The 24,321-nt window shown below is 69.4% G+C and carries 22 protein-coding genes, 1 tRNA gene and 1 other RNA gene; 9 read left to right on the top strand and 15 right to left on the bottom strand.

What is annotated here, in order from left to right; translation table 11 throughout:
• Positions 1–149 precede the first annotated feature (149 nt).
• Positions 150–1,082 (top strand): ABC transporter ATP-binding protein, encoded by a 933-nt coding sequence (locus tag P5G52_RS00510; protein WP_301224040.1) that lies wholly within the window; start codon positions 150–152, stop codon positions 1,080–1,082.
• On the top strand, positions 1,079–2,215 hold the full coding sequence (locus P5G52_RS00505; protein ID WP_301224039.1) for an ABC transporter permease: 1,137 nt from the start codon (positions 1,079–1,081) through the stop codon (positions 2,213–2,215). Before P5G52_RS00510 ends, P5G52_RS00505 begins: the two co-directional genes overlap by 4 nt.
• Positions 2,216–2,275: 60 nt before the next feature.
• On the opposite strand, the gene recR is transcribed toward P5G52_RS00505, so the two are convergent.
• From recR to ffs, 4 genes are all read right to left on the bottom strand, one after another.
• A complete protein-coding gene (recR, locus tag P5G52_RS00500; protein WP_301224038.1) occupies positions 2,276–2,872 on the bottom strand; it encodes a recombination mediator RecR in 597 nt (198 codons plus the stop codon).
• A gap of 185 nt (positions 2,873–3,057) precedes the next feature.
• Positions 3,058–6,801, bottom strand: a complete 3,744-nt coding sequence (locus P5G52_RS00495) for a DNA polymerase III subunit gamma and tau (RefSeq protein ID WP_301224037.1) — start codon at positions 6,799–6,801, stop codon at positions 3,058–3,060.
• Positions 6,798–7,751 carry a tRNA glutamyl-Q(34) synthetase GluQRS gene (gluQRS, locus tag P5G52_RS00490; RefSeq protein WP_301224036.1) on the bottom strand — a complete coding sequence of 318 codons (954 nt, stop codon included), beginning with the start codon at positions 7,749–7,751 and terminating at the stop codon, positions 6,798–6,800. The genes P5G52_RS00495 and gluQRS overlap by 4 nt, the downstream gene beginning before the upstream one ends.
• A gap of 30 nt (positions 7,752–7,781) precedes the next feature.
• An RNA gene (gene ffs, locus P5G52_RS00485) (signal recognition particle sRNA small type) lies at positions 7,782–7,877 on the bottom strand.
• Between the two features lie 112 nt (positions 7,878–7,989).
• Between ffs and P5G52_RS00480 the strand changes: the two genes are divergently transcribed.
• Positions 7,990–8,074 (top strand) — tRNA-Ser (locus P5G52_RS00480).
• A gap of 50 nt (positions 8,075–8,124) precedes the next feature.
• Here the strand turns inward: P5G52_RS00480 and P5G52_RS00475 are convergent.
• The gene (locus P5G52_RS00475) at positions 8,125–9,057 is read right to left on the bottom strand and encodes an oxygenase MpaB family protein (RefSeq protein ID WP_301224035.1); all 933 of its coding nucleotides are present in this window, start codon (positions 9,055–9,057) and stop codon (positions 8,125–8,127) included.
• Positions 9,058–9,241: 184 nt separating this feature from the next.
• Between P5G52_RS00475 and P5G52_RS00470 the strand changes: the two genes are divergently transcribed.
• Positions 9,242–9,745: a glutathione peroxidase gene (locus tag P5G52_RS00470; RefSeq protein WP_301224034.1), complete on the top strand. Its 504-nt coding sequence runs from the start codon at positions 9,242–9,244 to the stop codon at positions 9,743–9,745.
• Positions 9,746–9,778: 33 nt separating this feature from the next.
• On the opposite strand, the gene P5G52_RS00465 is transcribed toward P5G52_RS00470, so the two are convergent.
• Positions 9,779–10,699, bottom strand: coding sequence for a Cof-type HAD-IIB family hydrolase (locus P5G52_RS00465; RefSeq protein WP_301224033.1), 921 nt, complete (start codon positions 10,697–10,699; stop codon positions 9,779–9,781).
• 87 nt (positions 10,700–10,786) lie between these two features.
• Between P5G52_RS00465 and P5G52_RS00460 the strand changes: the two genes are divergently transcribed.
• The 3 genes from P5G52_RS00460 to P5G52_RS00450 all read left to right on the top strand — a co-directional run bounded on the left by P5G52_RS00460 (position 10,787) and on the right by P5G52_RS00450 (position 12,800).
• Complete coding sequence (locus P5G52_RS00460) at positions 10,787–11,725, top strand: ribokinase (RefSeq protein WP_301224032.1); 939 nt, start codon at positions 10,787–10,789, stop codon at positions 11,723–11,725.
• Positions 11,726–11,821: 96 nt separating this feature from the next.
• Positions 11,822–12,121 carry a type II toxin-antitoxin system VapB family antitoxin gene (locus tag P5G52_RS00455; RefSeq protein ID WP_301224031.1) on the top strand — a complete coding sequence of 100 codons (300 nt, stop codon included), beginning with the start codon at positions 11,822–11,824 and terminating at the stop codon, positions 12,119–12,121.
• Positions 12,114–12,800, top strand: a complete 687-nt coding sequence (locus P5G52_RS00450) for a LytR C-terminal domain-containing protein (protein ID WP_301224030.1) — start codon at positions 12,114–12,116, stop codon at positions 12,798–12,800. Before P5G52_RS00455 ends, P5G52_RS00450 begins: the two co-directional genes overlap by 8 nt.
• A gap of 64 nt (positions 12,801–12,864) precedes the next feature.
• On the opposite strand, the gene P5G52_RS00445 is transcribed toward P5G52_RS00450, so the two are convergent.
• The 8 genes from P5G52_RS00445 to P5G52_RS00410 all read right to left on the bottom strand — a co-directional run bounded on the left by P5G52_RS00445 (position 12,865) and on the right by P5G52_RS00410 (position 19,887).
• Positions 12,865–13,461: a DUF6328 family protein gene (locus P5G52_RS00445; protein WP_301224029.1), complete on the bottom strand. Its 597-nt coding sequence runs from the start codon at positions 13,459–13,461 to the stop codon at positions 12,865–12,867.
• A gap of 16 nt (positions 13,462–13,477) precedes the next feature.
• Positions 13,478–14,305 (bottom strand): bifunctional hydroxymethylpyrimidine kinase/phosphomethylpyrimidine kinase, encoded by an 828-nt coding sequence (gene thiD, locus P5G52_RS00440; RefSeq protein WP_301224028.1) that lies wholly within the window; start codon positions 14,303–14,305, stop codon positions 13,478–13,480.
• Between the two features lie 198 nt (positions 14,306–14,503).
• Positions 14,504–14,995, bottom strand: a complete 492-nt coding sequence (locus P5G52_RS00435; RefSeq protein ID WP_301224027.1) for a hypothetical protein — start codon at positions 14,993–14,995, stop codon at positions 14,504–14,506.
• Positions 14,992–15,657 (bottom strand): TetR/AcrR family transcriptional regulator, encoded by a 666-nt coding sequence (locus tag P5G52_RS00430; protein WP_301224026.1) that lies wholly within the window; start codon positions 15,655–15,657, stop codon positions 14,992–14,994. Before P5G52_RS00430 ends, P5G52_RS00435 begins: the two co-directional genes overlap by 4 nt.
• 269 nt (positions 15,658–15,926) lie before the next feature.
• The gene (locus P5G52_RS00425) at positions 15,927–16,883 is read right to left on the bottom strand and encodes a hypothetical protein (protein WP_301224025.1); all 957 of its coding nucleotides are present in this window, start codon (positions 16,881–16,883) and stop codon (positions 15,927–15,929) included.
• Positions 16,884–17,056: 173 nt separating this feature from the next.
• Positions 17,057–18,319, bottom strand: coding sequence for a tRNA guanosine(34) transglycosylase Tgt (tgt, locus tag P5G52_RS00420; RefSeq protein ID WP_301224024.1), 1,263 nt, complete (start codon positions 18,317–18,319; stop codon positions 17,057–17,059).
• A gap of 43 nt (positions 18,320–18,362) precedes the next feature.
• Positions 18,363–19,226: a DUF6707 family protein gene (locus P5G52_RS00415; protein ID WP_435868684.1), complete on the bottom strand. Its 864-nt coding sequence runs from the start codon at positions 19,224–19,226 to the stop codon at positions 18,363–18,365.
• Positions 19,227–19,347: 121 nt separating this feature from the next.
• The gene (locus tag P5G52_RS00410) at positions 19,348–19,887 is read right to left on the bottom strand and encodes an NUDIX hydrolase family protein (RefSeq protein WP_087072867.1); all 540 of its coding nucleotides are present in this window, start codon (positions 19,885–19,887) and stop codon (positions 19,348–19,350) included.
• A 260-nt stretch (positions 19,888–20,147) separates the two neighbouring features.
• Here P5G52_RS00410 and P5G52_RS00405 point away from each other — a divergent pair, with 260 nt between their 5' ends.
• Both P5G52_RS00405 and P5G52_RS00400 read left to right on the top strand, forming a co-directional pair.
• Complete coding sequence (locus P5G52_RS00405; protein ID WP_301224022.1) at positions 20,148–21,728, top strand: SGNH/GDSL hydrolase family protein; 1,581 nt, start codon at positions 20,148–20,150, stop codon at positions 21,726–21,728.
• A 919-nt stretch (positions 21,729–22,647) separates the two neighbouring features.
• The gene (locus P5G52_RS00400) at positions 22,648–23,268 is read left to right on the top strand and encodes a YdeI/OmpD-associated family protein (protein WP_301224021.1); all 621 of its coding nucleotides are present in this window, start codon (positions 22,648–22,650) and stop codon (positions 23,266–23,268) included.
• Here the strand turns inward: P5G52_RS00400 and P5G52_RS00395 are convergent.
• Entirely contained in the window at positions 23,265–24,275 is a 1,011-nt protein-coding gene (locus P5G52_RS00395; protein WP_301224020.1) for a glycoside hydrolase family 76 protein, read from the bottom strand. The genes P5G52_RS00400 and P5G52_RS00395 overlap by 4 nt on opposite strands.
• Positions 24,276–24,321 lie beyond the last annotated feature (46 nt).

Genomic DNA, 24,321 nt, shown 5'->3' with positions numbered 1-24,321 from the left:
ACATGGAACCGGGATCCGGCGCCCGTGCCAGTGTAGCGGCGCGGCAATTGCCCGCCCAAAGTCTGGGTCCGAATAAGAACAGCGTCCCCTGCGCGAATACCTCGTGCTCCGCCGGGTCCAAGCGGGTCTTCGTCGCATACCCTCATACCATGACCGACGAATGCGGGGGGATCGTTGTCGAGGGAGTCGCCCGGAGCTTCGGCTCGGTGCAGGCCGTCCGCGACATCGATTTCGAGGCTCCGCCCGGGGAAGTGACCGCTCTGATCGGTCCCAACGGCTCCGGCAAGACCACTCTGCTACTGATGATGGCGAGCCTCCTGGCTCCCGACCTGGGAACCGTGCGCGTGGCAGGGTTCGATCCCGTCACGCAGCCGGGGGAGGTGAGGAGCAGGGTCGGCTGGATGCCGGACACGCTCGGCGTGTGGGAGTCCCTGACGGCCCTCGAGGTACTGACGACGCTCGGTGCCCTGTACGGGATGAGCGTGGCCGACCGCACGCGCCGCGCCGACGAGTTGCTGGTCGCCGTGAACCTCACGGAGTTCGGCCGCCAGCCGGCCCGCGTGCTCTCGCGCGGCCAGCAGCAACGGCTCAGCCTGGCGCGATCCCTGATCCACGACCCGCAGGTCCTGCTGCTGGATGAACCCGCCTCCGGGCTCGATCCCGGGTCCCGTGTGGAACTGCGGTCGCTCCTGCGGTCCCTCGCGGCCGAGGGAAAGACCGTCGTCGTGTCCAGTCATGTCCTGTCCGAGTTGGACGAGATCGCGGACCGCGCCGTCTTCGTCAGCCGGGGGCAGTCGGTCAAGAGCCAGACGCTCGACGAGGCGGGCAGCCAGGTGCGCCGCTACTACGTCCAGGCGCAGCCGATGTCGGCGCTCGCCGCGGCACTCGAGAGCTACGGGGTCCGCTTCGAGACGCGAGGGGACTCCCGGCGCGAGGAGTTCCTCGTCCAGCTGGGCAGTACCGCCGAGGCCGCCTGGCTGCTGCGCACCCTGGTGATGGGCGAGGTCGTCATCACCGCCTTCGCCCCCGCGGGCGGTGCTCTCGAGGAGACCTACATGAGCCTGGATACGGACAGACGATGAGCACAGCCACCGAACCATCGACCCCGCGCCCTGTCCGTGCCGCCACCAGGCTGCCCTTCTGGTCCGCCGTCCGCACAGTGTTCTCCCTCGAGATGAAGCAGCGCCTGCGCGGTAGGGGCTGGTACTGGATGCTCGGCATCTGGTTCGTGGTGATCGGCTTCATCTTCGTGCTCGGGACGTCCCTGCTGGGAACGACCGACAACGAGGGCGGCATCCTCTTCGACCTCGTCGTCGGCTTCGTCCTGCTCTTCGGCCTCCTCGTGGCCCCGGGACTGTCCGCCAATGCCATCAACGGGGACCGTGCCGGCGGCACCCTGGCCATCCTGCAGGTGACCCTCGTCAGTCCCTTCCAGCTCCTGGCCGGCAAATGGCTGGCGTCCTGGGTGGGATCGCTGGCCTTCCTCGTCCTCAGCAGTCCCTTCATCTTCTGGGCCCTGGCGCTCGGAGGGGTCAACGCGCAGGAAGCATTCGTCTCCCTCCTGATGCTCGCGGTCGAGCTGGGCATCGTCTGCGCGCTCGGCGTCGGCGTCTCGGGGATCGCCAACCGTCCGCTGTTCTCGATCGTGAGCACCTACATGCTGGTGGCATTGCTCGCGATCGGTACGGTGATCGTCTTCGGGCTGAGCACCACGCTGGTGATGGAGGAGCGAACCCTGACGACGTCGTACTACACCTACTCGGAGAGCAGTCTCGACAACACCGGCGTTCCCGAGGAGGGTGCCGAGATGGAATGCGTCACGCAGACGAGTCAGGGCATGATCCCCCATACGGAGTACATCGCCTGGCTGCTCGCCGCGAACCCGTTCGTGGTGGTCGCCGACGCCGTGCCCTACGGCACCGAGGATCTGCCGGAGGAGCCCGGACTGGATCCGCTCGCCGGGGATGGCTCGTACTACACCCCGGGCGTCATGGAGACCATCAGCCAGGGAGTGCGGGCGGCGCAGGCCGGACCCGATCTGGACCAGACCTGCGAGGAGTTCGCGCAGTCAATGCGGCGGCTGCCCCAGGAGGCACCCATCTGGCCCCTCGGGTTGGGAATCCAGCTGGTGCTCGCGGCCGGGCTGCTGATGCTCGCCCGGCGCAGGCTCACGATGCCGGCGAAGCGCCTCGCGCAGGGGACGCGCATCGCCTAGCTCCTCCCGATCGTCCGCATCCGCCACTGAGATCTGTGTGACGGCGTGGACAGGGCTCGATCAGGACATGGCGCGGCGGCCCTCGAAGGCGCGGCCGAGGGTCACCTCGTCGGCGTATTCGAGGTCTCCGCCCACGGGGAGGCCGGAGGCGAGGCGGGTGACCGGGATGCCGATGGTCTTGAGCATCCGCACCAGGTAGGTCGCCGTCGCCTCGCCCTCGAGGTTCGGGTCCGTGGCGATGATGATCTCCTGGATCTGCTCGTCGGAGAGCCGGGCGAGCAACTCCCGGATACGCAACTGATCCGGTCCCACCCCGGCGATCGGATTGATGGCACCTCCGAGGACGTGGTACCTGCCGCGGAAGGACCGCGTCCGTTCGACGGCGATCACGTCCTTGGATTCCTCGACGACGCAGATCATTGTCGGGTCGCGGCGCGGATCGCGGCAGATCGCGCACTGCTCCTGCTCCGCCACGTTCCCGCAGATGGTGCAGAACTTGACGCGTTCCTTGACCGTGGTGATGGCCGTGACGAGGCGCTTCATGTCGTCCCCGTCTGCTTCCAGGATGTGGAACGCGAGGCGCTGGGCCGACTTCGGTCCCACGCCGGGCAGGCGCCCGAGCTCATCGATCAGCTCCTGCACTGCGCCTTCGTACACGGTGTTTCCTCTTCTACTCTCAGGTGATGGTGCCGGCGATACGGCCGGCTGCCCTACTTCTCCGGCGCGGTGGCAGGGAGTGTCCCTTCCATTGTCCGCCCTAGCGCGCCGCGGATCAGTCGCCGCGCAGCGCGGCGGTTAAGCCCTCAGCGTTGCCCGCCTGACTGCCTGTCCGGGCAGGGAGGTCATTGGCCGTCGACGCTGCGTTCCTCGATCAGGCGCCCGTTGAGGATGCGCTCGATCGCTCTGCGGCCTACCAGCCCGGACTCCTCGATGGTTTCATCATCGGCGCTGGGCTCGTCCTCGATGAAACGGCGATCGGCGGTTCCCCGGGCAGCAGCAGCCTCCTCGGCCCGCTTCCGTTCGGCTTCATCGAGAAGCTGCTGGTAGCGGCTGACGGGCTTCTGCCGGATGTTCTCGGCCGATGCGGGGCGATCCGGCGCAAGCACGCCGGGCCCGGCAGGTGCCGGGCTGCCGGAGCGAGGACCCGTTGTGCTCCCTTGACCGGCAGGAGTCGCCGGCGATCCGCTCCCGCCGAAGCCGATTGTCTGACCTGTCGGACCTATCGGGGACGGAACCGTGCCTGCTTCCGGCGCGGGGGGCACCGACTCGATGGAGGGGCTCCACACCACCGACCGGGACGCCTCCGGCTCTGGAACCTGCGGCACGCCCACGGGTCCGGGAGCCTGCGGCGCTGACGTGCGTGCGGGCGTGTGTGCGGGCCCGGGCGTCCGTTCAGGCGCTCGTTCAGGCGTGACGGAGGGGCCGGCCGTTACTCCAGTGGAGGGTGCTGTCAGCTGCGGGCCGGAGCGCCGCGTTCCCGAAGCTGTCGGAAGGGCTCCGCCGGCCCGATCAGGTGCTGGACCGCCAGCCGGAGGTACTGCTGTCCCCTGTGTGCCTGGGCTCCGGCGCTCATAGGGATCCTCCGGTACTGCATTCCAGCCGGGGCCCGGGTCGAAGGCCTCTTCCGGCGGCTCGACGAGTGCCCAGGAGTCGTCCGACATCGATGGATCCCAGGCACTGACCGCTTCGGTAGTCGGGTCGCTGGCTGCAGGGCCTCCGCCAGCACTCCGGAATTTTCCGACTGCCGGCGATGCAGGGCGGGATCCCTGCAGTCGGCGCCCACCGGACGGACCGTCCGAGGGGGCCGACGTCAGCGCAGATATTCCTGCCGGATGGCTGCCGCTGCGTGACTGCTGCGGGGAACCGGGCGTACGGACAGGGGCCTGGCCACCAGGGCCGGAGGAACCGGGCGTGCGGGCAGGGACCTGGCCACCAGGGCCGGAGGAACCGGGCGTGCCGGCAGGTGTCTGGACATCAGGCACTGTGGCAGGTGGTCCAGCGACGACGAGCGTTCGGCCCGGCCCGGGTGTAGCTGATCCCGGCAGGGCGGAGGCGCTTGTGTCCCCGGCGGGGCTGCCTACCGGTTGCCGGACGCCGGCGGTTGCGGGCACGGCGGGGTCGCCTACCGGCTGCCGGACGCCGGCGGTTGCGGGCACGGCGGGGCCGCCCGGTCTACCGGCGTCGGCACCGAGGGCTACAGTGGAACCGCCGGACTGGCTGCCGGACTGGCTGTCGGATTGTGCGCTGGGCTGAGGGCCTGGCTGTGCGCCGGGGTCACTGCCGGGGGCAGCCGCAGGGCCTGGCTGACCTGCAGGACCTCTGCCTTCCGGATGCTGCACGGAACCGGTGGAAGCCGTCGGCGAGTCGCCACGGAGTGCCGAGGGCGCGGAGGAATCAGGGCCCGGGGTGCTACCCGAGGCCGTCTGGCTGGCCGGTACTTTTGGGCCCGACTCACCCGCCCCGCCGGCGTCGTGGACCGCCTCGATGGAACAGGTGAGGCCGAGGACCTTGTGGATGGCCTGCTTCAGGTTGTCCACGTGGGGCCCGCGCTGGAACCCGATGGCGTTGCCCTGGTTGGCGAAGGCCAGGACCAGCTGATTGCCCTCGAACGATCGCGGCTTCGCAGAGACGTTGACGATGAGCCAGGTGGCCCGCTTGATCCGGGCCACCTCGTCCATGATCTCCGGCCATGCCCGACGAACCATCTCTACGTTGCCCCCGGAGGCAGCAGGCCGGCCCTGTTGGGCCGCGTCGGGTCGCCGAACCTCATGCTGTGGCTGCGGCTGCGGCTGGCCTCCCTGCAGTGGTCCCTGCTGCGGAGCATCGTCCTGGTTCGGTCGCCGGACTGCTGCGGGCGCACCGGGCTGCTGCCCCTGCGCCGCCGGCTGTTGCACCGCCGGCTGCCGTTGCTGAGGCGTGGAGGGCGGAGCCGTTGCGGCCTGCACAGGCGGCGGCCCCTGCTGGCCGAAGGGAGCCGTGGGCCCGGGACGGGAGGATTCCTGCGGGCTCGCCTGCGGGCGCTCCGTCGCAGGAACGTTCGCTATTGGCGGGGCCTGCCCGGCGAGGCTCGCCGGGGCGGCTGCTGCCGGCTGCTCGGACGGCTGCCCTGTCGGCTGCGACGGCTGTGACGGCACCGGATCGGAGAAGGCGGAGTCCGTGGACACGCCCCAGCTGCCGCCCCAATCGGGCGATGAATCCCGGACGGGCGTGCCGGAGGAAGGCTGGACGCGGGAAGCGGCCGGTGCCGCGGGGGAGGGGACGCCGGGCACTGCAGCCGGAACCGCCGGGGCTTCGGCTGCTGGTTCCGCGACGGGAAGCGACCAGCGGGCGGCGGCTTCCTCGGCGGTCCGGGGTACGCCGTCGAGCCGTGTGCGTGCTGGTGCCTTCGGAGCATCGTCCACTTCGGCCACCGGAGCGCCGGCGGCGTACTCGAGGCGTCGCTCGATGCGGTCCACCCGGGCGAGGGTGCCGCGCGCGGTGGCGTCCGCCGCGGGCAGCAGGAGCCGTGCGCACAGCAGTTCGAGGTGCAGGCGCGGTGAGGTGGCCCCCGTCATCTCGGTGAGCGCGGTGTTGGTGACGTCGGCCGCCCGGGACAGTTCACCGGCACCGAGCTGATTGGCCTGGGTACGCATGCGGTTGAGCTGGTCGTCGGGCACGCCGCGGAGGATGGACGCGGCGCCTTCCGGCACGGCGTTGATGACGATCAGATCCCGGAACCGTTCGAGGAGGTCCTCGACGAAGCGGCGGGGATCATGGCCCGTCTGGATGACGCGGTCGACGGCATTGAAGACGGTCGCGGCGTCGCCGGCGGCCACCGAGTCGACGACGTCGTCGAGGAGCGTCGCATGGGTGTAGCCGAGGAGTGAGACGGCGAGTTCGTAGTCGAGCCCGTTCTCACCGGCCCCGGCCATCAGCTGGTCGAGGACCGAGAGGGAGTCGCGGACCGAGCCGCCCCCGGCCCGGATCACGAGCGAGAGCACGCCGGGCGCCACCGGCACGTTCTCCTGGTGGCAGAGCAGCTCGAGGTACGCCAGAAGCGGCTCCGGCGGGACCAGCCGGAAGGGGTAGTGGTGCGTGCGCGAGCGGATGGTGCCGATGACCTTGTCCGGCTCCGTGGTCGCGAAGATGAAGAGGATGTGCTCGGGCGGCTCCTCCACGATCTTCAGCAGCGCATTGAAGCCCGCCGACGTGACCATGTGCGCCTCGTCGATGATGAAGATCTTGAAGCGGTCACGCACCGGGGCGAAGGTTGCGCGTTCGCGGAGGTCGCGGGCGTCGTCGACGCCACCGTGGCTGGCGGCGTCGATCTCGATGACGTCGAGGCTGCCCGATCCGTTGCGCGCCAGTTCGACGCAGCTGTCGCAGGTGCCGCACGGCGTGGAGGTGGGGCCCTGGGCGCAATTGAGGCACCGGGCGAGGATGCGGGCGGAGGTCGTCTTGCCGCAGCCACGCGGGCCGGAGAACAGGTAGGCGTGGTTGATGCGGTCCTTGTCGATGGCCGCCATCAGGGGTTCGGTGACATGCTCCTGACCGATGACGTCCGCGAAGGTCTCGGGACGGTAGCGGCGGTAAAGGGCTGTGCTCACGAAGAAACCTTATCGGTTGGTACTGACGGTTTGCATGCCGGTGCAGGCGGCGGAGGGAACAGGGCTGACGGGTCCACCACCCACGGATCACGGGGCATCCGGCCGGGATCGAACACGGCCAGGGCTGCCTCGAGCGACCCGCCGGGAAGGCCGAGGGAGCCCAGGACGACATCGAGCACCGCAGGCACAGCCCAACCCAGCCGGGCAAGGTCCTCCAGTGTCACAGCGCCGTCCCGTTTTGCCAAGCGGCGCCCCTCCTGCGTGACCGCGAGGGGAACATGGGCATAGACGGGGACCGGCAAGCCGAGCAGCGAGGCGAGGTAGGCCTGCCGTGGAGCGGAATCGAGCAGGTCGTCCCCCCGCACCACCTGGTCGATGCCCTGCGCGGCGTCGTCGACGACGACCGCGAGGTTGTAGGCGATGACGCCGTCGTTCCTCCGGAGCACGAAGTCGTCGACCGGTGCGGAGACGTGGCCCGCCAGCAGGTCCTCGACGCTCCAGGACTCCACGCCGGACTTCAGGCGCAGCGCCGGACGTTGCTGCACGCGCAGCAGGACGCGTTCGGTCTCGCTCAGGTGGCGGCAGGTGCCCGGGTAGAAACCCGGCCAGACGTGGGGCGCGCTTGCCGCTTCGGCCACGTCCCGGCGCGTGCAGAAGCACTCGTAGACCAGTCCGCGGTGAAGGAGGTCGTCGAGGGCCTGTGCGTAGCGGTGGCCCTGCTCGCTCTGGCGGATGACGGGTGCGTCGGAGCGGATCCCCAGCGCGGCGAGTTCGGCCAGCTGATCGGCCTCGGCTCCGGCACGGACGCGGTCCAGGTCCTCGATGCGGACCAGGAAGTCCCGTCCCGTGGAACGGGCGAACAGCCAGGCGAGGACGGCGGTGCGGAGGTTCCCGATATGCAGTTGCCCCGACGGGCTGGGAGCGAATCGGCCGGCGCCCTGGTGTGCCACCTTCCGACCTCCCACTGAGTGCGCCCTTAAAGTGAAGACCCCCCATGCACCTGCCAGAGCCCGCTTACCCTTGCTACCTTCCGGTCCTGGGGGAGTTCACAGGATGACACCACATGAGGGGCCGGGAAATAGTCTACACAGTCGGATGGGCCGCTTTCGAATCGGCGGGAACCGGTCCAAAAGGGCCCGATTCGGCAGTATCCGCTTGTATGGGTATTCTGGTATCTGCTCCAAATGAGGAGGATTCGCCTAGCGGCCTATGGCGCACGCCTGGAACGCGTGTTGGGTTAACGCCCTCGGGGGTTCAAATCCCCCATCCTCCGCCTTGTTGCAACAAACAGCAGGACCCCGGCTCCGGCCGGGGTCCTGCTGTTTAAGCGGAAGCCACCCCGGACGCGCCGTCGGCCGCAGCTCCCGTCACACGGCGGATGCGGCGCTTCGCCGCCGCCTCGGCAGGGCCCTCGGGTCCGAGGCCCAGCCGGATCATTCCGAGCACCAGCCGCACCGCGGTCCGGAGAGGCAGGGCAACCGGTCCGAGCGACGGCACCCTCAGGCCGAGCATCTCGCGGTGCCTCGGCTCGAGCGTCGCCACGGCCCCGGCGAACAGCACCTGGTACCCGAGGCGCTGGGACCACGGAAGCGGCGGACGGCGGATATAGGTGAGCGCCTGCCGCACCTGCTCGCTGGCGGTGAGCTCGCCGTCGAACGCCGCGAGCTGGGACCGCAGCTCGGCCTCGGAGCGCGGCGGATCCTCCAGCCCCATCAGCTCCCCGGCCTGCGCCCACTCGGCCACGTACTGGTCCACTCCACCCGGAATCGACCCGCCGTAGGAGGCATGGGCAGCCACGAACGCATCGGTGAACGCGAGGTGCACCCAGCGGATGAGGTCGGGGTCGGCCGCGGAATAGGGCTTCTCCTCGCCACGGCTGTCGACGTAGGTGCCATGCACCCTCGTGTGCAGCCGCTGCACGAAGGCCGAACCCTCCTGCGCCGCGACCCTGGAGCCGTAGGTCACCGTGAAGATCCAGCGGATGGTGTTGGCGAGCCGGCCGAGCGGCTCCTCCCGGAAGCTCGAGTGGGCATGCACCCCGGCCATGGCTCCGGGATGCAGGGCCTGGAGCAGCAGGGCACGGATGCCGGCCACCGTCGGCGTCATCGAGCTGTGCACGGTCCAGACGGCCGATCCGACCGGGAAATAGCCGGCGTCATCGCCGTTCTCGAACTCGAACTGCCACTGCGGGATGGCGGGATCGCCGTCCGTGAAGGTGGTCCGGAGCTGTGTCTTCCACGTGCCGATGATTCCCATGCGGTGACCCATCCTGTTCATGACCTGCGGCCGGCCAGGCGCTTTGCGCTCGCGGCCGTGCGGCCGCCGTTCCTTCCAACGCACCCCCGTGCCGATTTGCTCCGCAAGCATTCGCTCCGCGCCGCAGCCATCCGCGATACGGTGCGATACGAAGCAGGAGCACACCGACCTACCAGGAGCAGCCATGTCCTCGTCCGACCTGTACGGCATCGACCTCACCATGAACGACGGCAGCCGGAAGTCCTTCGGCGATTTCCGCGGCCACCCGGTCCTGGTGGTGAACGTGGCGTCGAAATGCGGGTTCACCCCGCAGTACGCCGGCCTCGAGGAGCTGTACGGCAGGTATGCCGAGGATGGGCTCGTGGTCCTGGGGATGCCCTGCAACCAGTTCCTGGGACAGGAACCGGGGAACGACGACGAGATCGCCGCCTTCTGCTCCACGACGTTCGGCGTGACGTTCCCGCTTCTGGCCAAGGGTGATGTGCGGGGCAAGGACCAGCACCCGCTGTACCGGCAGCTCACCACGTTCAAGAACGGGGCCCTGCCCGGGCTCGTGAAGTGGAACTTCGAGAAGTTCCTCGTCGGCCGCGACGGCGAGATCGTGGCGCGCTTCGCCCCCAACGTGGAACCGGACGCCCCCGAGGTCATCGCCGCGATCGAGGATGCCCTGGCACGCGCCGCTGCCTGAGCCTTTCGGGCGCTCCGCGACGCGGAGCCGGCCTCAGCCCAGCAAGGCGACGCAGCGCGCGAGGAAGGCGGCCCCTGCCTCCTCGTGGATGAGCGAGCCCTCCGTGAGAATCTCGTAGGGCTTGGCGGGCACGCCGTCCGCGGGCCGCACGTCGACGTGCGCGACGTCGAAGCCCTGCCCGTGCAGGTAGTCCGCCATCGCGTAGTCCGTGCGGGAATCGCCGACGGTGTGCCAGGTCCGGGGGATGTCCAGAAGCGGCGCGACGAGCGTCAGCGCGCGCTCAGCCCCCAGGTCCTTGCCCACGCGCACGGACTCGATGTCCGTGGAGATGATGGTGGGGTCCACCCGGTAGGCGATGTCCCCGTTGCTGTCCGGCTCCTCGCGGTCCAGCCGGCGGGCGCCCATGTCGTGGCTGTGCATGATGTCGAGGGCGTCGTCGTCGAACGAGCGCTGGGCCACGAGGTAGTCCGCGTTGGCCGCATCGAGCGACTGCTCCACCGACACCATGGAGAGCTTCGTCTCGTCGAAGAACATGAGGTCCGAGTACTTCTCCTCCACGAGGTCCCGTACGTCGTCGGCGAAGCTCCTCGGAAGTGCGAGCTCCCGGTCGACGAAGACCTGGCCGGCGCCGTCGGCCGTGAAGGAGAACCACGTGGCGCCCTTCTCGCAGACCGCATGGAAGGTGATCCCGGCCGGGATGCCGGTGGCCAGCATCGGCCGCATCACCTGCTCCCGGATGAAGGAGTCGGAGCGGCCCGTGTTGAACACGACGGGCCAGCCGGCGGCGGCGAGCGTGAGCAGGTCGGCGATGATCCCGGCCGGGACCGTCCGGGTGACCGGGCTGGCCACGGGGCCGTCGACGTCGAGCAGGAGTCCCTGGACGGGATTCCCCCTCTGGGCCGCAGGAGCGGCGGGGGCATCGGGCAACAGGTCGATCGGGGCGTCCGTAGGCATGACCCCATTATGTTCCGGAGGTGCGCCCTCCTCCCATTCGGGGCCGTTTGGCGACGGTAGCGATCTGGCCCATGGAAGACTGCTGGGATGAGCACCGCACCGGGCATCGTCGTCGTCGGATCCATCAACGCGGACCTCGTGGTCACCCTCGAACGCCACCCCCAGCCGGGCGAGACCGTGCTGGGCCGAACGATGACGGTGCTGCCCGGCGGCAAGGGCGCCAACCAGGCCGTGGCAGCTGCGCTGCTCGGCGCCCACGTCATCATGATCGGTGCCGTGGGAACCGACGCCTACGCCGACGTCGCCCTCTCGGCCCTGACGGCGGCCGGCGCGGACCTGACCGCCGTCCGACGGACCGCCGGCGGCACCGGCGTCGCCGTCGTCGAGGTGTCCGACGACGGTGAGAACAGCATCGTGGTGCTGCCCGGAGCCAACGCCGAGGTGACGGCCGCACTCGTCGAGGCCTCCGCCGAAACCATCCGGGATGCAGCCGTCGTCGTCGTCCAGGGCGAGCTGCCTGCGGACGCGACGGCGGCCGCCATCCGGGCGGCTGCGGGGCGCGTCATCGTCAACCTGGCTCCCGTCATCGATGTCGACCACGCCACGCTCCTGCGGGCGGATCCGCTCGTCGTCAATGAACACGAGGGGGCCCTGGTCCTCGGGCAGCTCGGGGGCACGGCGCACGCGGACCACGAATCCGTCGTCGCTGGCCTCCTCGCCTGCGGCTTCGCGTCCGTCGTGATGACCCTCGGAGGAGCCGGGGCGCTGGTGTCCGACGGTGGCCCGGTCCTCCGGGTGCAGGCACCGCGCGTCACCGCCGTCGACACGACCGGTGCCGGGGATGCCTTCGTCGGAGCGCTCGCCGCGCGCCTCGCGTACGGCGAACTGCTCGACGACGCCGTCCGGTTCGCCGTCCGCGTGGGGTCCTACGCCGTCCAGCATCCGGGAGCGCAGCCCTCCTACCCCTCACCCGCGGACGAACTCCCCACACTGCTGGGCAGCCAGGAGGAGACGCCGCGCGCCTGACCGTCCCGGCGCGTCCTGCGTAACCATTGGGCCACGAGATGCCGGCCGGAGGGCGTCCGCGTTTCATTGCCAGACGGAATTACCTAGGCTGTAGCAGTGATCTTCAAAGCAGTAGGCGACGGCCGCCCATACCCCGACCACGGACACGTGACCCCCAAGGACTGGGCGGAAGTGCCTCCCCGGCAGGTGCGGCTCGACGAACTCGTGACCACCAAGACCACGCTCGACCTCGAGGCGCTGCTCGCCGAGGACTCGACGTTCTTCGGTGACCTCTTCCCGCACGTGGTGCAGTGGAACGACGTGATGTATCTCGAGGACGGCCTGCACCGCGCCGTCCGGACGGCGCTGCACCAGCGGACCATCCTGCACGCCAGAGTCCTCGTGCTCGATGCCTGAGAAGGATTCGCCGCGCCTGCAGCGGGCGGAGGCAAAACGCGATCCGACCGAGTGGCACGGCCACCGGATCGTCACCGAGACCGACCTCGGCGCCGTCTTCGAGGCCGAAGACGACGCGCGCCCCCACCGCGTGTCGGCGCGCAGGGTCCGCCACGGCATCGTGCTCGTACTCCTCCTGGGACTCCTGGCCGCAGCGGTCTACGCCGCCCTCGCACTGGCGCGCGGTGACATCAGCCTCGGTGCCCTCGGCGCCTCCGACGCCTCCCCGGCCCCGACGTCGAACTGCCCGGCCGGGCCGTTCGACTACCAGGACCCGAGCGCCATCACCGTGAACGTCTACAACAGCACGCCCATCGACGGGCTCGCCGGGACCGCGGCCGAGCAGCTGCGGGGGCGTGCTTTCGCGGTGAAGGACATCGGCAACCTGGAGGTCGGACCCACGGGAATGACGGCGATCATCGTGTCGGGGGAGGGCGGACGCGCCAACGCCTTCACGGTCCAGCGGACCATTCCGGAGTCGATCTACGTGGCCGACGAGCGCGAGGACAAGTCGGTCGACGTCATCCTCGGTTCCTCCTACAAGGACCTCGTCCCGCCGGAGGCCGTCGACACCACGCCGGCAGGGCTGACCTGCGCCCCGGAGGAGGGGGCGGCGACGCCCACGCCCACGGCACCGTGAGGCGGCCGAGTGCAGGACGGGACGACGCCGGGCGGGCGCCGTCCCGTCGCGTGGTGACGTCGCTTCAGATGCGGCGGCGCACCGCACGGCGGCGGACCGCGAGCGGATAGGCGACCCACAGCAGCACCACCGTGACCAGCAGGACGCCGGTGGCGACGAGTCCGGCCGGTCTGCTCACCACGATGTCGAAGATCAGGCCTGCGGTCCCGGCGAGGACGAGCCCCACCATCGCGATGGTGACCTGGATGATCCTGCCGGTGTGGTGCACGAGGGCATCCTTCACCCTCAGCCCGAACAGGACACGGTGGAGGTTCACGGCGGAGAGCACCATCGCCGTGATCAGCGCCGAGAGGCAGACGAGGCACAGGTAGGCGATGACCTGCACGTCGTCGAGCTCGGTGAAGCGGCTCTGGAAGGGCAGTGTCAGCAGGAATCCCGTGAGGATCTGGATGCCCGTCTGCATGACGCGCAGCTCCTGCAGCATCTCCTGCCAGTTGCGGTCGAGGCGCTGGTTGCGGCTCTCACCGCGCCCGTCGTCGTCCGGCGCAGTGCCCTCAGGTGCCGCGTCCGTGACCACGGCGTCAACGTCCCCCAGCCCTGAGGCCGCCGTACCAGGAGTGCCTGCCGTGCCGTCGTGGGCCGCGCCCGCCGGTGTGCTCATCATCCAGTTCCGACCGTTACCTCGATGATCGCGCGCCGCCCTGCCACACGGCGTCGAACGGGGCGTTTGACCCGACCCGGTTCCGGATGCCCTCGGTGACGAACTCCTTGGCGGTGCGGGCGGCGTCGAGCGGTGCCGCACCCTTCGCGAGCTCGGCCGCGATCGCCGCGGCGAGGGTGCAGCCGGCGCCGCTGACCGCCACCTCGCCCACCTTGGGTGCAGACAGGACCTCGAGCGTCTCGCCATCGAAGTAGACGTCGACGGCGTCGGGTCCCTCGATGCGCACGCCGCCCTTGGCGAGGACCACGGCCCCGCTCTGGCTGTGGATGATGCGTGCCGCTTCCTTCAGGTCCTCGAGGGATTCGATCGTGATTCCCGAGAGCGACTCCGCCTCGAAGTGGTTCGGCGTGACGAAGGTAGCCAGCGGAAGGATGTTCGCCTTGAGGGCCTGGTCCGTATCCAGTGCGGCGCCCGGCTCCTGCCCCTTGCAGATCAGCACCGGGTCGAGCACCACGTTGTCCCATTCCTGGCTCTTGAGCGCTGAGGCCACCGTGTCGATGGTGGCGGGCGTGCCGAGCATGCCGAGCTTGACCGTCCGGAGGGGGTAGCAGGACTGGATGGCCTCGAGCTGGTCGGCGATGACCTGCTGGTCCACGGGTACGAAGCGGTGCTGCCACTCGTTCTTCGGGTCGAAGGAAACGATGCAGGTCAGGGCCACGATGCCGTACACGCCCAGCTCCTGGAACGTCTTGAGGTCGGCCTGGGCACCGGCGCCGCCCGTCGCCTCCGATCCGGCGATGGTCAGGGTGGTGGCGGGGGACGCGGAAGTCTGGGTCTCGGGCATTTTCCTAGTCTGCCCGAACCTGCTCCGCGGCTGCCACCCGGTCCCGCCTACGGATCCCATGGAGCTCCGGCCCCGGCGTGGGGTAGGTCCAGTCGCACCGCGGCGCCGGATCGGACCATTCGACCGTCCGCGCGTCGACGTCGGCGACGGTGGACCAGGCGGCTGGGAGCGCTCCGGTGATTGCTCCGGTGATGCTGCTCAGCGCACGCGGACCATCTTCCAGACGCTGGCACGGGCCACGGCGCCCGCTCCGCCGATGATGAGGGCGATGGGGAGGTTCTCCAGCACCACCCGGGAGGGCGACAGCAGGGTGACGATGAGAAGGGCGACGAGCGTGAAGACGCCGAAGAAGACCCCGACGTGCACCCACTGGTTGCGGACGGGCCGGAGCAGGAACCCGAGCACCACGCCGAGCGGCAGGGCCGTGACCGCGCCGAGCAGGCCCCCGTACGCAAGGGCCAGGACGAAGACACCCGGCGCCATGTCCCCCGCCCACGGGAGCGAGAAGACCAGTGCGAGGACCGACAGTCCGACGAGGAATCCGACGACGACGGCGGCGGGCCCGAAGGTGACGTGGTGGCGCGGCGGAGTTCCGTCGTTGTCCTGTACGTCGTCGTCCAGCTCGTCGCTCACCTCGTTCTTCAGCTCGTCGTCGTGGACGTCTTTGTTCCCGTCGTCGTCGGCGGTCACTGCCGCGTACCCCGAATCAGCTGGACGATGTCCTCGACGATCTTCCGGACCACGGGAAGCCGGGAGAGGATCACGAGTTTCGAGATGAGCGGCGCGGCCTGGTCGATCAACCGGCGGGTGCGGACCTGGCCGGGCGAGGAGTCATAGACCCAGAACAGGGTGATGGCCATGGACGCGTACCAGAGGAGCTCGGGCAGGTCGTCGCGGATGGCGAGGGGCGGTTGCGGCCGCGACATGGCGACCGCCTGCCGGAACAACGCGATGGCGCGGGCGCGGGCGACGGCGGATTCGCTGCCGAAGGGGCTCGTGGTCTTCGACGGCCGGATGGAGATGCTGACGAAGTTGGAGCCGAAGTCGTGGTACGGGCCCATGACGTCGATGTTGGTGTTCAGGACGATCCGCAGGAGTTCCCCGAGGTTCTGTCCCTCGCGGAGGAGCGGCAGGGCGAGCGCGCGGTGCTCCTCCTGCAGGCTGCGGTAGAGCTCGTGGACGAGGTCGTCCTTCGAGGCGAAGTAGTAGTACGCGCTCCCCGTCGAGACGCATGCCTCGGCGGCGATGGTCCGCATGGTCGTCTTCTCGTAGCCGATCTCCCGGAACAGCCGGAGCGCGGTGGAGACCAGCAGCTCCCTGGTCGCTTCGCTCTTGGCGGTGGGGGTCGGCACCTGTCTTCCTTTCGAACGTGTTCGATTCGAAGTGTAGTGCTGTTTTGAACGCGTTCAGACCGGAGCGGCACGGGCGCCTGCCCTCCTTCATTTCTGTGCCGCCGCGCCGGGTGCCCAGACCCGTTGGTTGCCCTCCCCGGGAATGACACCGCGCCACGGGTTTGCGCGCTCGGCTGCCCGCCGAAGTGTTTAGCTGGACGTCGAGGAGGGGGACTGCTGCCTGGTTGCCTGCCGCGAGTCGACGGGGAACTCCGGCTACGGCAGCGCCGTCAAGACCGTGGGGTCCGTGCGGCCCGGGTAGCGGCGCAGTAGAGGGCAGAACGGAGCCGTGCTTCCAGTTCCGCTTCGCGGAAGAGGTCGGCCCACTCGAGCCGAAGCACCGTCCAGCCGTCCTCCGTCAGCGCCTTTTCGCGACGTCGTTCCTGGTACAGGACCTCGCTCGTCGGTGTGGCGCCGAAGTACTTGACCTTCCCGTCGAACTCCAGTCCCACCAGTAGGTCCGGCCAAGCGAAGTCGAGCCGATACCGGCCGAGACGGGTCAGGACATCGACCTGTGACTGGGGAGGAGGCAGCCGGAAGCGCAGCAGCCGGCTCCGGGTCAGTGTCTCGCCGGGGGACTCGGACAACGGATCCGATGCAGCAAGCACGGCGCGCGCCCGGCCCACTCCCTTGGCGGGCCCGAGCAGTTCGAGGTGGGCGATGGCCGCCGCCCGCGAGACGCCGCGAGCGAGGCCCTGATCGGCAATGATCAGGGCCTTGTCGAACGGGAGGGTCCGCGCACAGTCGGTTGTGGTCTGGAGGAGCGACGTCACGGGCAGTCCGCGGAGAAGGACGACGTCGTCGGCGGCGAGGCGGGCGCTGTGGTTCAGCACGTCCGCGCCGTGGCTCGCGTTCGAGGTGCGCGTCGGCTGGGTGACATGGACCGCGGTGCCGGGCCTCCACAGGCTGAGACCGTGGAGCACAGCCGCCGTCTCATGGCTGTAGACGTGCTGTGCCGTCGGAAGGCCCACGAGTGAGTGGTGATGCGCCTCGGCCTGAAGTGCGAGCCGTTGCATCGTGGTGAGCCCGGTCCAGTGGGGTTCCGGGACGTAGCAGTTCTTCCGTAGCCGTCGCAGATCACCGTGGGCCACCAGCCGCTGGATCCGCTGGCGGCTCAGTCCCTCGTCGAGGAGTTCCCGGTACCGCCACAGTGTTCGGGTCGCGGTCGCATCCAGTGGTGAAGGCATGGTGCGACAGTGGCAGGACACGCGCCGCTGGTGGGTCCGGCGTCCTCCGATGTGGATAAACGACTCTCCGGCGGCGGCCGGACCCGTGGCACAGGCTCCGTGCCGGTGGGGCGCCGCCACGGGTCCGGGCACCCGGCGCGGCGGCGGGAAGTTAAGAAGGCCCGACGACGGCGCTAGGCGTAGTACCGCCCCAGCACCTCGTCCTTCAGCTCGTAGAAGGTGCCATCGTCGATGGCCGCGCGCGCGTCGTCGACCATGCGCACCACGAAGCGCTCGTTGTGGATGGAGATCAGCGTCGCCGACACCATCTCCTTGGCCTTGAACAGGTGGTGGATGTACGCCCGGGTGTAGTGGGTGCAGGTGTAGCAGTCGCATCCGTCGACCAGCGGGGTGAAGTCCCTCTTGAAGCGCGAGTTCGAGAGGTTCCAGCGGCCGTCCGGGGTGTAGAACGCCGAGTTGCGGGCCACGCGCGTGGGGGAGACGCAGTCGAACGTGTCGGCGCCGTTCTCGATGCCCGTGAAGAGGTCGTCCGGTTCGGAGATGCCCAGCAGGTGGCGCGGCTTGTTCTCGGGCAGCTCGTCGCTGCACCAGCCGAGGATCGTCCCGAGGTTCTCCTTCTCGAGGGCGCCTCCGACCCCGAAACCGTCGAAGTTCATGGCCCCGAGATCGGCGGAGGCCTTCCTGCGGAGGTCCTCGTACTGCGCGCCCTGGATGACGCCGAACAGGGCCTGGTAGGGGCGGTGGCTGCGCTCGCCCGTCAGCCGCTCGTGCTCGGCGATGCAGCGCAGGGCCCAGAGCCGGGTCCGCTCGAGGGACTCCTCCTGGTAGCCGCGCGAGTTCATGAGGGTGGTGAGCTCGTCGAACGCGAACATGATGTCGGCTCCGAGTTGGTGCTGCACCTGCATCGAGATCTCGGGGGTGAAGCGGTGCCGGTCACCGTTCAGGTGGGACTTGAACCAGACGCCGTCGTCGTCGATGTGCGCCAGGCGCTCCTTGCCGACGGCGATGCGGTCGTCGGCCCCGGCCTTGTCGGCATCCACGGGAACGTCCATGGTGATCACCTTCTTGAACCCGGAACCCAGGCTCATGACCTGGAATCCGCCGGAGTCGGTGAAGGTGGGGCCGGGCCAGTTCATGAAGGCGCCGAGTCCGCCGGCCTCGTCGAGGATGTCCGCTCCGGGCTGCAGGTAGAGGTGGTACGCATTGGCGAGGAGCGCCTGGGCGCCGAGCTCGGCCATGGCTCCGGGGAGGACCGCCTTCACCGATGCCTTGGTGCCTACGGGGATGAAGGCCGGCGTCCGGATCTCACCGTGCGGAGTGGTGATGGTCCCGGTGCGCCCGTGCCGATGCCCGCCGTTCCCGGCTCCCGGCGTCGTGTCCTCGAGACGGTTGCGGACGGAGAAGGAGAACGAGGACTGCTGGGACTGTGGATGCACCACCCTATTTTGCCAGCCCGGAGCAGGCCGCCGATCCGCGGCGTCAGGCCCCGGCCAGCTGGGCGTTGAGCGAGGCGACGGCGGCGAGTTCCGCGGCGATCCGGCGCTCGAGCACCTCACGGTTCAGGGTCTCCGACCCGCCGTGCGCCCGCAGGTACAGCAGCACTCCGATGCGGAGGATCCGCCAGTCGCGTTCGACGTCGATGCTGCCGGCTGCGGAGGCGCGCAGGATCTCCGGGTCGTAGACGTTGGGCTCGTTGAGCTGGCGCTGCCGGTACATCGCGGCTGTCTTGGCCCGCAGCGGGTCCGTCTCGGCGTCGTCGGCCGCACGGATGGCCGCGGAGTACCGGGCCGAGCGCTCCTCGTCGTGGCGGGTGAGGTACGCGGCGATCGCGAGTCCCCCCTCGATCCACTTCCACCGCCCGAAGTTCCCGTCGAACGGGAGTTCCGCGAGCAGGTCGGCGATGGTGAGGGCGGCGGCGGTGTCGCCCTCGTCGATGAACAGTGTGAGGGCGAGCTGCTGGAGGTCCTGGAGGTTGCTGCCGGCCTTGAGGTTGATGCCCCTCGCCAGGCGGGCGGCAATCTCCTGGACGACACCGCTGTCCGCGTGTGCCTGCGCTATCTGGGCGACGAGCGCCTCCGGCGATCCGTGGTCCGCGGCGACGGCCGAGACGCCGATCTCGGCGTCGGCCGGCTCGACATAGACCATCGATCCAGTGGCGATGGAGATCCGGCGCCCTCCGGCCACGGTCGCGATCACCAGGGCGGGTACTCCGAAGTCGTCGTTCTCGACAGCGACGGCGGTGACCTCCGCCGAGTCGTCGCCGTCGGGGAGCGCGAGTACGTTCCCTGCCGCCAGTACCTCTGCCGGAACTGCGCGCAGTCCAGTCCTGTCCAATCTGCCCACCATCATGTACGTCGTGCCAACCTCTGCCAGTAGCCCCCCGGATGTCGCCAGCGCTCAGCGCGCCCGTTTCACGATACGGTAACGCGGCCCCCGGCGGGTGCTCCTCGGGCCGAAGGTACGGCTAGCGGCCCCAGCCGGCGTGCGCGAGCGCCTGCCGCAGCAGGTCCGCGCGGCCGCCCGAGAACTCCGCCTGGATCGAGGGGCTGAGCGCTTCGGACGGGGTCAGCCAGGACAATTCGAGGGCGTCCTGACGGGGACTGCACTCGCCGGTCACAGGGATGAGGTACGCGAGGGCGACGGCGTGCTGGCGGTCGTCGGTCAGCCCGGTCTCGGAGGGGGACGGGAAGTACTCCGCGATGGTGAAGGGTACGGGCGACGGCGGGAGCTGCGGGAGGGCGAGCGGGCCGAGGTCCTTCTCGAGATGGCGGAGCAGGGCAGCCCGGATCGTCTCCCGGTACATCACGCGCCCGGAGACGAAGGTCCGCACCATCTCGCCCTGCTCGTTGGCCTGCAACAGCAGCCCCACCTGGTTGACGTACCCGAGGGCGTCGCACCGGACGGGAATCGCCTCCACGTAGACCATCGGCAGGCGGCGGCGGGCCTCGTACAGGTCATCTTCGGAGAGCCAGCCCGGATTGGGGTCAGGGGTGCGTACGTTCATACCCCCAGTTTTATAGCAGACGCCCACCCTGTGAGGTGCGGCGCGCTGTTCTTCGGCCGCTGGCTGAATCCGTCCGAGGAATGGGTTCTCAGCGTACGGGGGAGCCGGAGTCCTCTGCCGTTCACTGATCCGGATCTCGCCGCGGTACTGGTCACCGAAACCTGGAGTGCTCCACGGCGTCATCGAAATTGGGAGTCCGGATAGTCACCTCTGCATACGAATATGCTGTAAGAATGCCTTTGTGAAACGTGAAGCGTTGGATGTTTGAGATCAAGTGGCGCCGCACCGTTGCCGCCACAGCTCTCGTGCTCTCCTTGACTGCGGGAGCCGGGCTCGCACTTCCTGCCCAGGCGGTAGCGGTACCAGCGGCAACCTCCGTCCCCGCGCTCAGGGTCGCCGGCTACAACGTCGACGGCGTGACCTACACCAAGTGGAACGCCAACCGCGCCACGCTCGGGAACCCCATCAGCAGCAAGAGCTGCGACGCGGTCAGCTGCTCCCAGCGCTTCCAGAGGGGCTCCATCATCTGGACCCAGAGGACCGGTGCCCAGATGGTGCTCAGTTATGCCATCGGCGCGCGGTATTCCGCCAACGGCTGGACCAAGGGGCCCCTGGGCTTCCCCCTCAGTGACGAATTCAGGCTCGATGTCCGCGGTGGAGCAGTTCAGAAGTTCCAGAACGGCTCCGTGTACTGGTCGTCCGCGACAGGAGCCCACGCGGCCATGGGCGCCATCAAGGGCTACTTCGCCGCCAACACCTACGAGCGCGGTTTCCTGGGTTACCCCAGGTCCGAAGAAGTCGCCGTCACGAACGGCGTCCGGCAGGATTTCGAGGGCGGAAAGGCTTACTGGTCAAGCTCCAGCGGCCGGGTGTTCGTCACGACGGGCGGCTACATCCAGACCTACTACGAGAACAAGGGTGGCGCACAGTCCTCCCTGGGTCTGCCGACCAGCAACAAGACCGCCTGGCAGGGCGGTTACTACCAGCGGTTCCAGGGCGGCGTGATCACCTGGGGTCCGACCACCGGTGCCAGAAGCATCGACGCCGGCCACTTCACCACCCTGGCCGGCAGTTTCGGCAAGTACGGCTGGCCGACAAGGGACACCTGGAAGGACACCACCGGCACACACACCCAGTTCCAGACGGGCATCATCACAACGGGTGCGCCTCCGGTCACTCCACCTCCGGTCACTGCACCGCTGATCCCCGCGCCGCTGGTGACTGAACCGTCGGCCGATGCGCCTGGTACCTCCGTCTACCCGTTCACCTCGGTCGAGGCCACCGCGACGTCGGTGGTGCTTTACGGTGATTCCCAGCTCGACGGCGATTCCTGGAGCGAGCAGGGTGCCCGTGCCCTGGGCTTCACCGACCAGGCCTCGCACCTGGCCTTCGGCGGAATGGGTTACTCGACGTCGAGCCCCTGGGCCGGTGGAACCGGCTGGACCGCACTTCAGCAGGGGCTGGTTCCCTTTCCGGGCGGCACCCCGGGCCTGGTTCTGGTTTCCCTGGGCGGAAATGACGCAACGACATGGAAGTCCGATGCACAGGTCATTGCCGACAGCTCGGCCCTCTGGGCCAAGCTGAAGCTCATGTATCCGCAGAGCAGGATCGTCATCAACGGTGTCATGTCCCGCAGCGATTCCTCGCACGTCCAGCGGCGCCACATCGACGATGTGCTGGCGGCGAATGCCGCGAAGGATGGTGTCACCTTCATTTCCGTCGCCGGCCTCGCCAGTACGGCTGACGCCCAGTACCTGGACAACGTCCACCTGGCACAGGCCGGTCACGATGCCGTGGCCGCGCTGTACATCCCGAAACTGGCGGCCGCGCTGGGTCAGTGACCAGGTCACGACCACGAAGGCAGGTCCCGCTGTCGCTGGCTGATCCGGACCTCCGCCCCCCCAGGGAGCACGGACACGAAGCGATCGTTGGTGGCTCTCTCCGGCCACTCCGGGTTCGAAGCCTGCTGCGGTGAGATTCGCGGCCAGGTCCCGCACATCGCCGTCGTACTCGAAGGCAGGCTCCATTCCGGCGCGCTCCGCGTGGTGGACGGCGACGAGCCCGCCGTTCTTCGTGGTGAAGTCGTGCCGCGTGCCGGCGTCGGAACTGCTCCTGGGCCTGGCGCCCATGTCCTTCAGGACGCGGACCGCGGAGGCGACGTCGGGCGTCTGCCAGAGGGCGAGGACCACCAGGGGCGACGCCGGAGCCGCCGTCTCGCGCGGACCCGCCTCGGCGGGGAGGGAGGCCCCGTCGGGTGCGGGAACCCGGGCGACGAGGCCGTGCTCCCCGGTGAGCTCGACGGGCGTGCCGGCTTCGGAGGTCCTCCGTGCGAATTCCCGCACGTCGCCGACCTCGAACGTGATAGCCGTGGTGCCGTCCCCGGGGCTGCCGGCCGGACAGGAGCGAAGCGCCAGCCGGCCGCTCCCGGCGTCGAAGACAGCGAACGAATCGTTCGGCGCCGGGTCCTGGGCCGCACTGAGTCCGAGTGCCCGGAGGAATACGGCGCCGTGGGCGAGGCCGGAGGTGGAGACGATGGGACGGACGCGGAGCATCGGTTTTCCTTCGGATGTGGGACGCCCGTCCGTCACTGCGGTCAGGAAGTCGCCGGACAGGGAGTTGCGGTCAGGGAGTCGGCAGCGCGGTGCCGGTCTCGTGCATGAGGCCCGGCGGGGCGGTCGGCCGCCCCCTGGAATCCTCGGCCATGGCTTGACGTGCTCGCAACCCGTTCCCGGATGGCCCGGGGCGGCCTAGGGTGATCGCATGAAGGCCGAACTTCCCGAACTCCTGCTGCCCGACGCGGCAGCCTGGCGGCACTGGCTCGAGGAGAACCACGAGGCCTCGCCCGGCGTCTGGCTGATCGAGCACAAGAAGGGCGGAACGACGACGCTGCTCACGTATGCGCAGGCGGTCGACGAGGCGCTGTGCTTCGGCTGGATCGACGGGCAGGCGCGGGCACGTGACGACGGCAGCTACTTCCAGCGCTTCACGCCCCGCGGCCCGCGCAGCATCTGGTCCATCCGTAACCAGGGCCTCGTCGAGCGGCTGCGGGCCGAAGGGCGCATGCACGCGGCGGGGGAGCGGGCGGTCGCGGCAGCCCAGGCTGACGGCCGGTGGGAGCGGGCCTACGCCGGGCCCGCGACGGCCGAGATCCCGCCCGACCTGATGGCTGCGATCGAGGCCGACGACGCCGCGCTCGCCATGTTCCGCACCCTGTCCTCCCAAAACCGCTATGCGCTGATCTTCCGCCTCGCCCAGCTCAAGACGGATGCCGCGAAGGAGCGGAACATCGCTAAATTCGTCGCCATGCTGGCCCGCGGCGAGACCTTCTATCCGCAGGGCGGGAAGCAGGGCGGGAAGCAGGACAAGGAGCAGGGCGGCTAGCGGCAGGCCTGCTCGGCCTCCAGCATCGTCCAGGCCTGGAGTTGGGACGACAGGCTCACCGGTCCCTCCTGCCGCGGCGGAAAGAGGAACACGCCAGGGCCCGCCTGCATCCGGCCCGTCCAGAGCCGCTCCGCGGTGGTCGCGAGCAGGGAGCGGCCGGTGGCGGCGGCGCGCGCGCCGATCCCCGGCGTGGAGACCGCCAGGGCGAGGTAGCGTCCGAGGATCCCGGCGAACAGGCCGCCATCGCCGCTGGATCCCAACGGCAGTGCGCCGTCGTCGTCCGCCGTGGAGCGGGAGACCGCGTCCACCAGGTCCGCCGCATGCTCCAGGTTCTCCCGGCCGCCGACAGCGACGAGCGCGCCGAGCACCGTGCCCTGGTTGTACGTGTACACCCTCCGGTCGACGACGCCGCCCGCGGATCCGTCCGCCTTCACCCCGTCCAGGTACAGTCCCGTCGCCGGATCGTGCACGCGGGTGCGGAGCCAGTCGAGCAGTTCCTGTGCCCGGCCGAAGTCACCGGCGCGGGCGAAGAACAGGGCTGCCGGCGCCGTGGTCGCGGTGTTCTTGTAGTCCCTCGTGGTGTTCCAGAAGATGCCGCCACCGAGCTCGTCCGTATGCGCCGATCGCAGGGCGTCACCCAGGACGCGCACACGGCGCCGGGGGCGGCGCCGTCCCTCCATCGCATCGAGGCGCTGGAGGGTCAGGGCGAGCCAGGCCATGTCGTCGTAGTAGGAGTTGAGCCAGCGGCCGCCGTTCCGCAGCCAGATACCCCGGGCCAGCTTGCGGGCCTCGGAGAGGGCGTTCCCGGCCGGATCCCGGAGGTGCTCGTCCAGCAGGCAATCGAGGAAGTGCGCCTGCCACCAGTAGTGCCAGTGATGGCGGCGACCGATCGGGGCAGGGAGGGCGATCGCTCCGAGCCTCGTTCCGGGGACGTGCAGGCTCCGTCGGGAGAACAGGTGCCGCACGCTGTGGGCGGCCGACGCAGCGGCCTCGTCGGGAATGGGCATATGACCACCCTAGCCACAGGCCGTGACCCCCGCGTTGGGCAGGATG

It is taken from the genome of Arthrobacter burdickii (assembly GCF_030433645.1).
In the GTDB taxonomy this organism is placed as follows: Bacteria; Actinomycetota; Actinomycetes; order Actinomycetales; family Micrococcaceae; genus Arthrobacter_D; species Arthrobacter_D burdickii.
This window is presented reverse-complemented; position numbering and strand designations above follow the sequence as displayed.

What these genes read in the sequence shown, in the direction of transcription:
- P5G52_RS00395 (WP_301224020.1), bottom strand. Translation starts at nt 24,275, where the DNA reads ATGCCCATTCCCGACGAGGCCGCTGCGTCGGCCGCCCACAGCGTGCGG.
- P5G52_RS00400 (WP_301224021.1), top strand. Translation starts at nt 22,648, where the DNA reads ATGAAGGCCGAACTTCCCGAACTCCTGCTGCCCGACGCGGCAGCCTGG.
- thiD (WP_301224028.1), bottom strand. Translation starts at nt 14,305, where the DNA reads ATGCCCGAGACCCAGACTTCCGCGTCCCCCGCCACCACCCTGACCATC.
- P5G52_RS00505 (WP_301224039.1), top strand. Translation starts at nt 1,079, where the DNA reads ATGAGCACAGCCACCGAACCATCGACCCCGCGCCCTGTCCGTGCCGCC.
- P5G52_RS00470 (WP_301224034.1), top strand. Translation starts at nt 9,242, where the DNA reads ATGTCCTCGTCCGACCTGTACGGCATCGACCTCACCATGAACGACGGC.
- P5G52_RS00450 (WP_301224030.1), top strand. Translation starts at nt 12,114, where the DNA reads ATGCCTGAGAAGGATTCGCCGCGCCTGCAGCGGGCGGAGGCAAAACGC.
- P5G52_RS00445 (WP_301224029.1), bottom strand. Translation starts at nt 13,461, where the DNA reads ATGAGCACACCGGCGGGCGCGGCCCACGACGGCACGGCAGGCACTCCT.
- P5G52_RS00410 (WP_087072867.1), bottom strand. Translation starts at nt 19,887, where the DNA reads ATGAACGTACGCACCCCTGACCCCAATCCGGGCTGGCTCTCCGAAGAT.
- P5G52_RS00460 (WP_301224032.1), top strand. Translation starts at nt 10,787, where the DNA reads ATGAGCACCGCACCGGGCATCGTCGTCGTCGGATCCATCAACGCGGAC.
- P5G52_RS00465 (WP_301224033.1), bottom strand. Translation starts at nt 10,699, where the DNA reads ATGCCTACGGACGCCCCGATCGACCTGTTGCCCGATGCCCCCGCCGCT.
- P5G52_RS00405 (WP_301224022.1), top strand. Translation starts at nt 20,148, where the DNA reads ATGTTTGAGATCAAGTGGCGCCGCACCGTTGCCGCCACAGCTCTCGTG.
- P5G52_RS00475 (WP_301224035.1), bottom strand. Translation starts at nt 9,057, where the DNA reads ATGGGAATCATCGGCACGTGGAAGACACAGCTCCGGACCACCTTCACG.
- P5G52_RS00510 (WP_301224040.1), top strand. Translation starts at nt 150, where the DNA reads ATGACCGACGAATGCGGGGGGATCGTTGTCGAGGGAGTCGCCCGGAGC.
- P5G52_RS00425 (WP_301224025.1), bottom strand. Translation starts at nt 16,883, where the DNA reads ATGCCTTCACCACTGGATGCGACCGCGACCCGAACACTGTGGCGGTAC.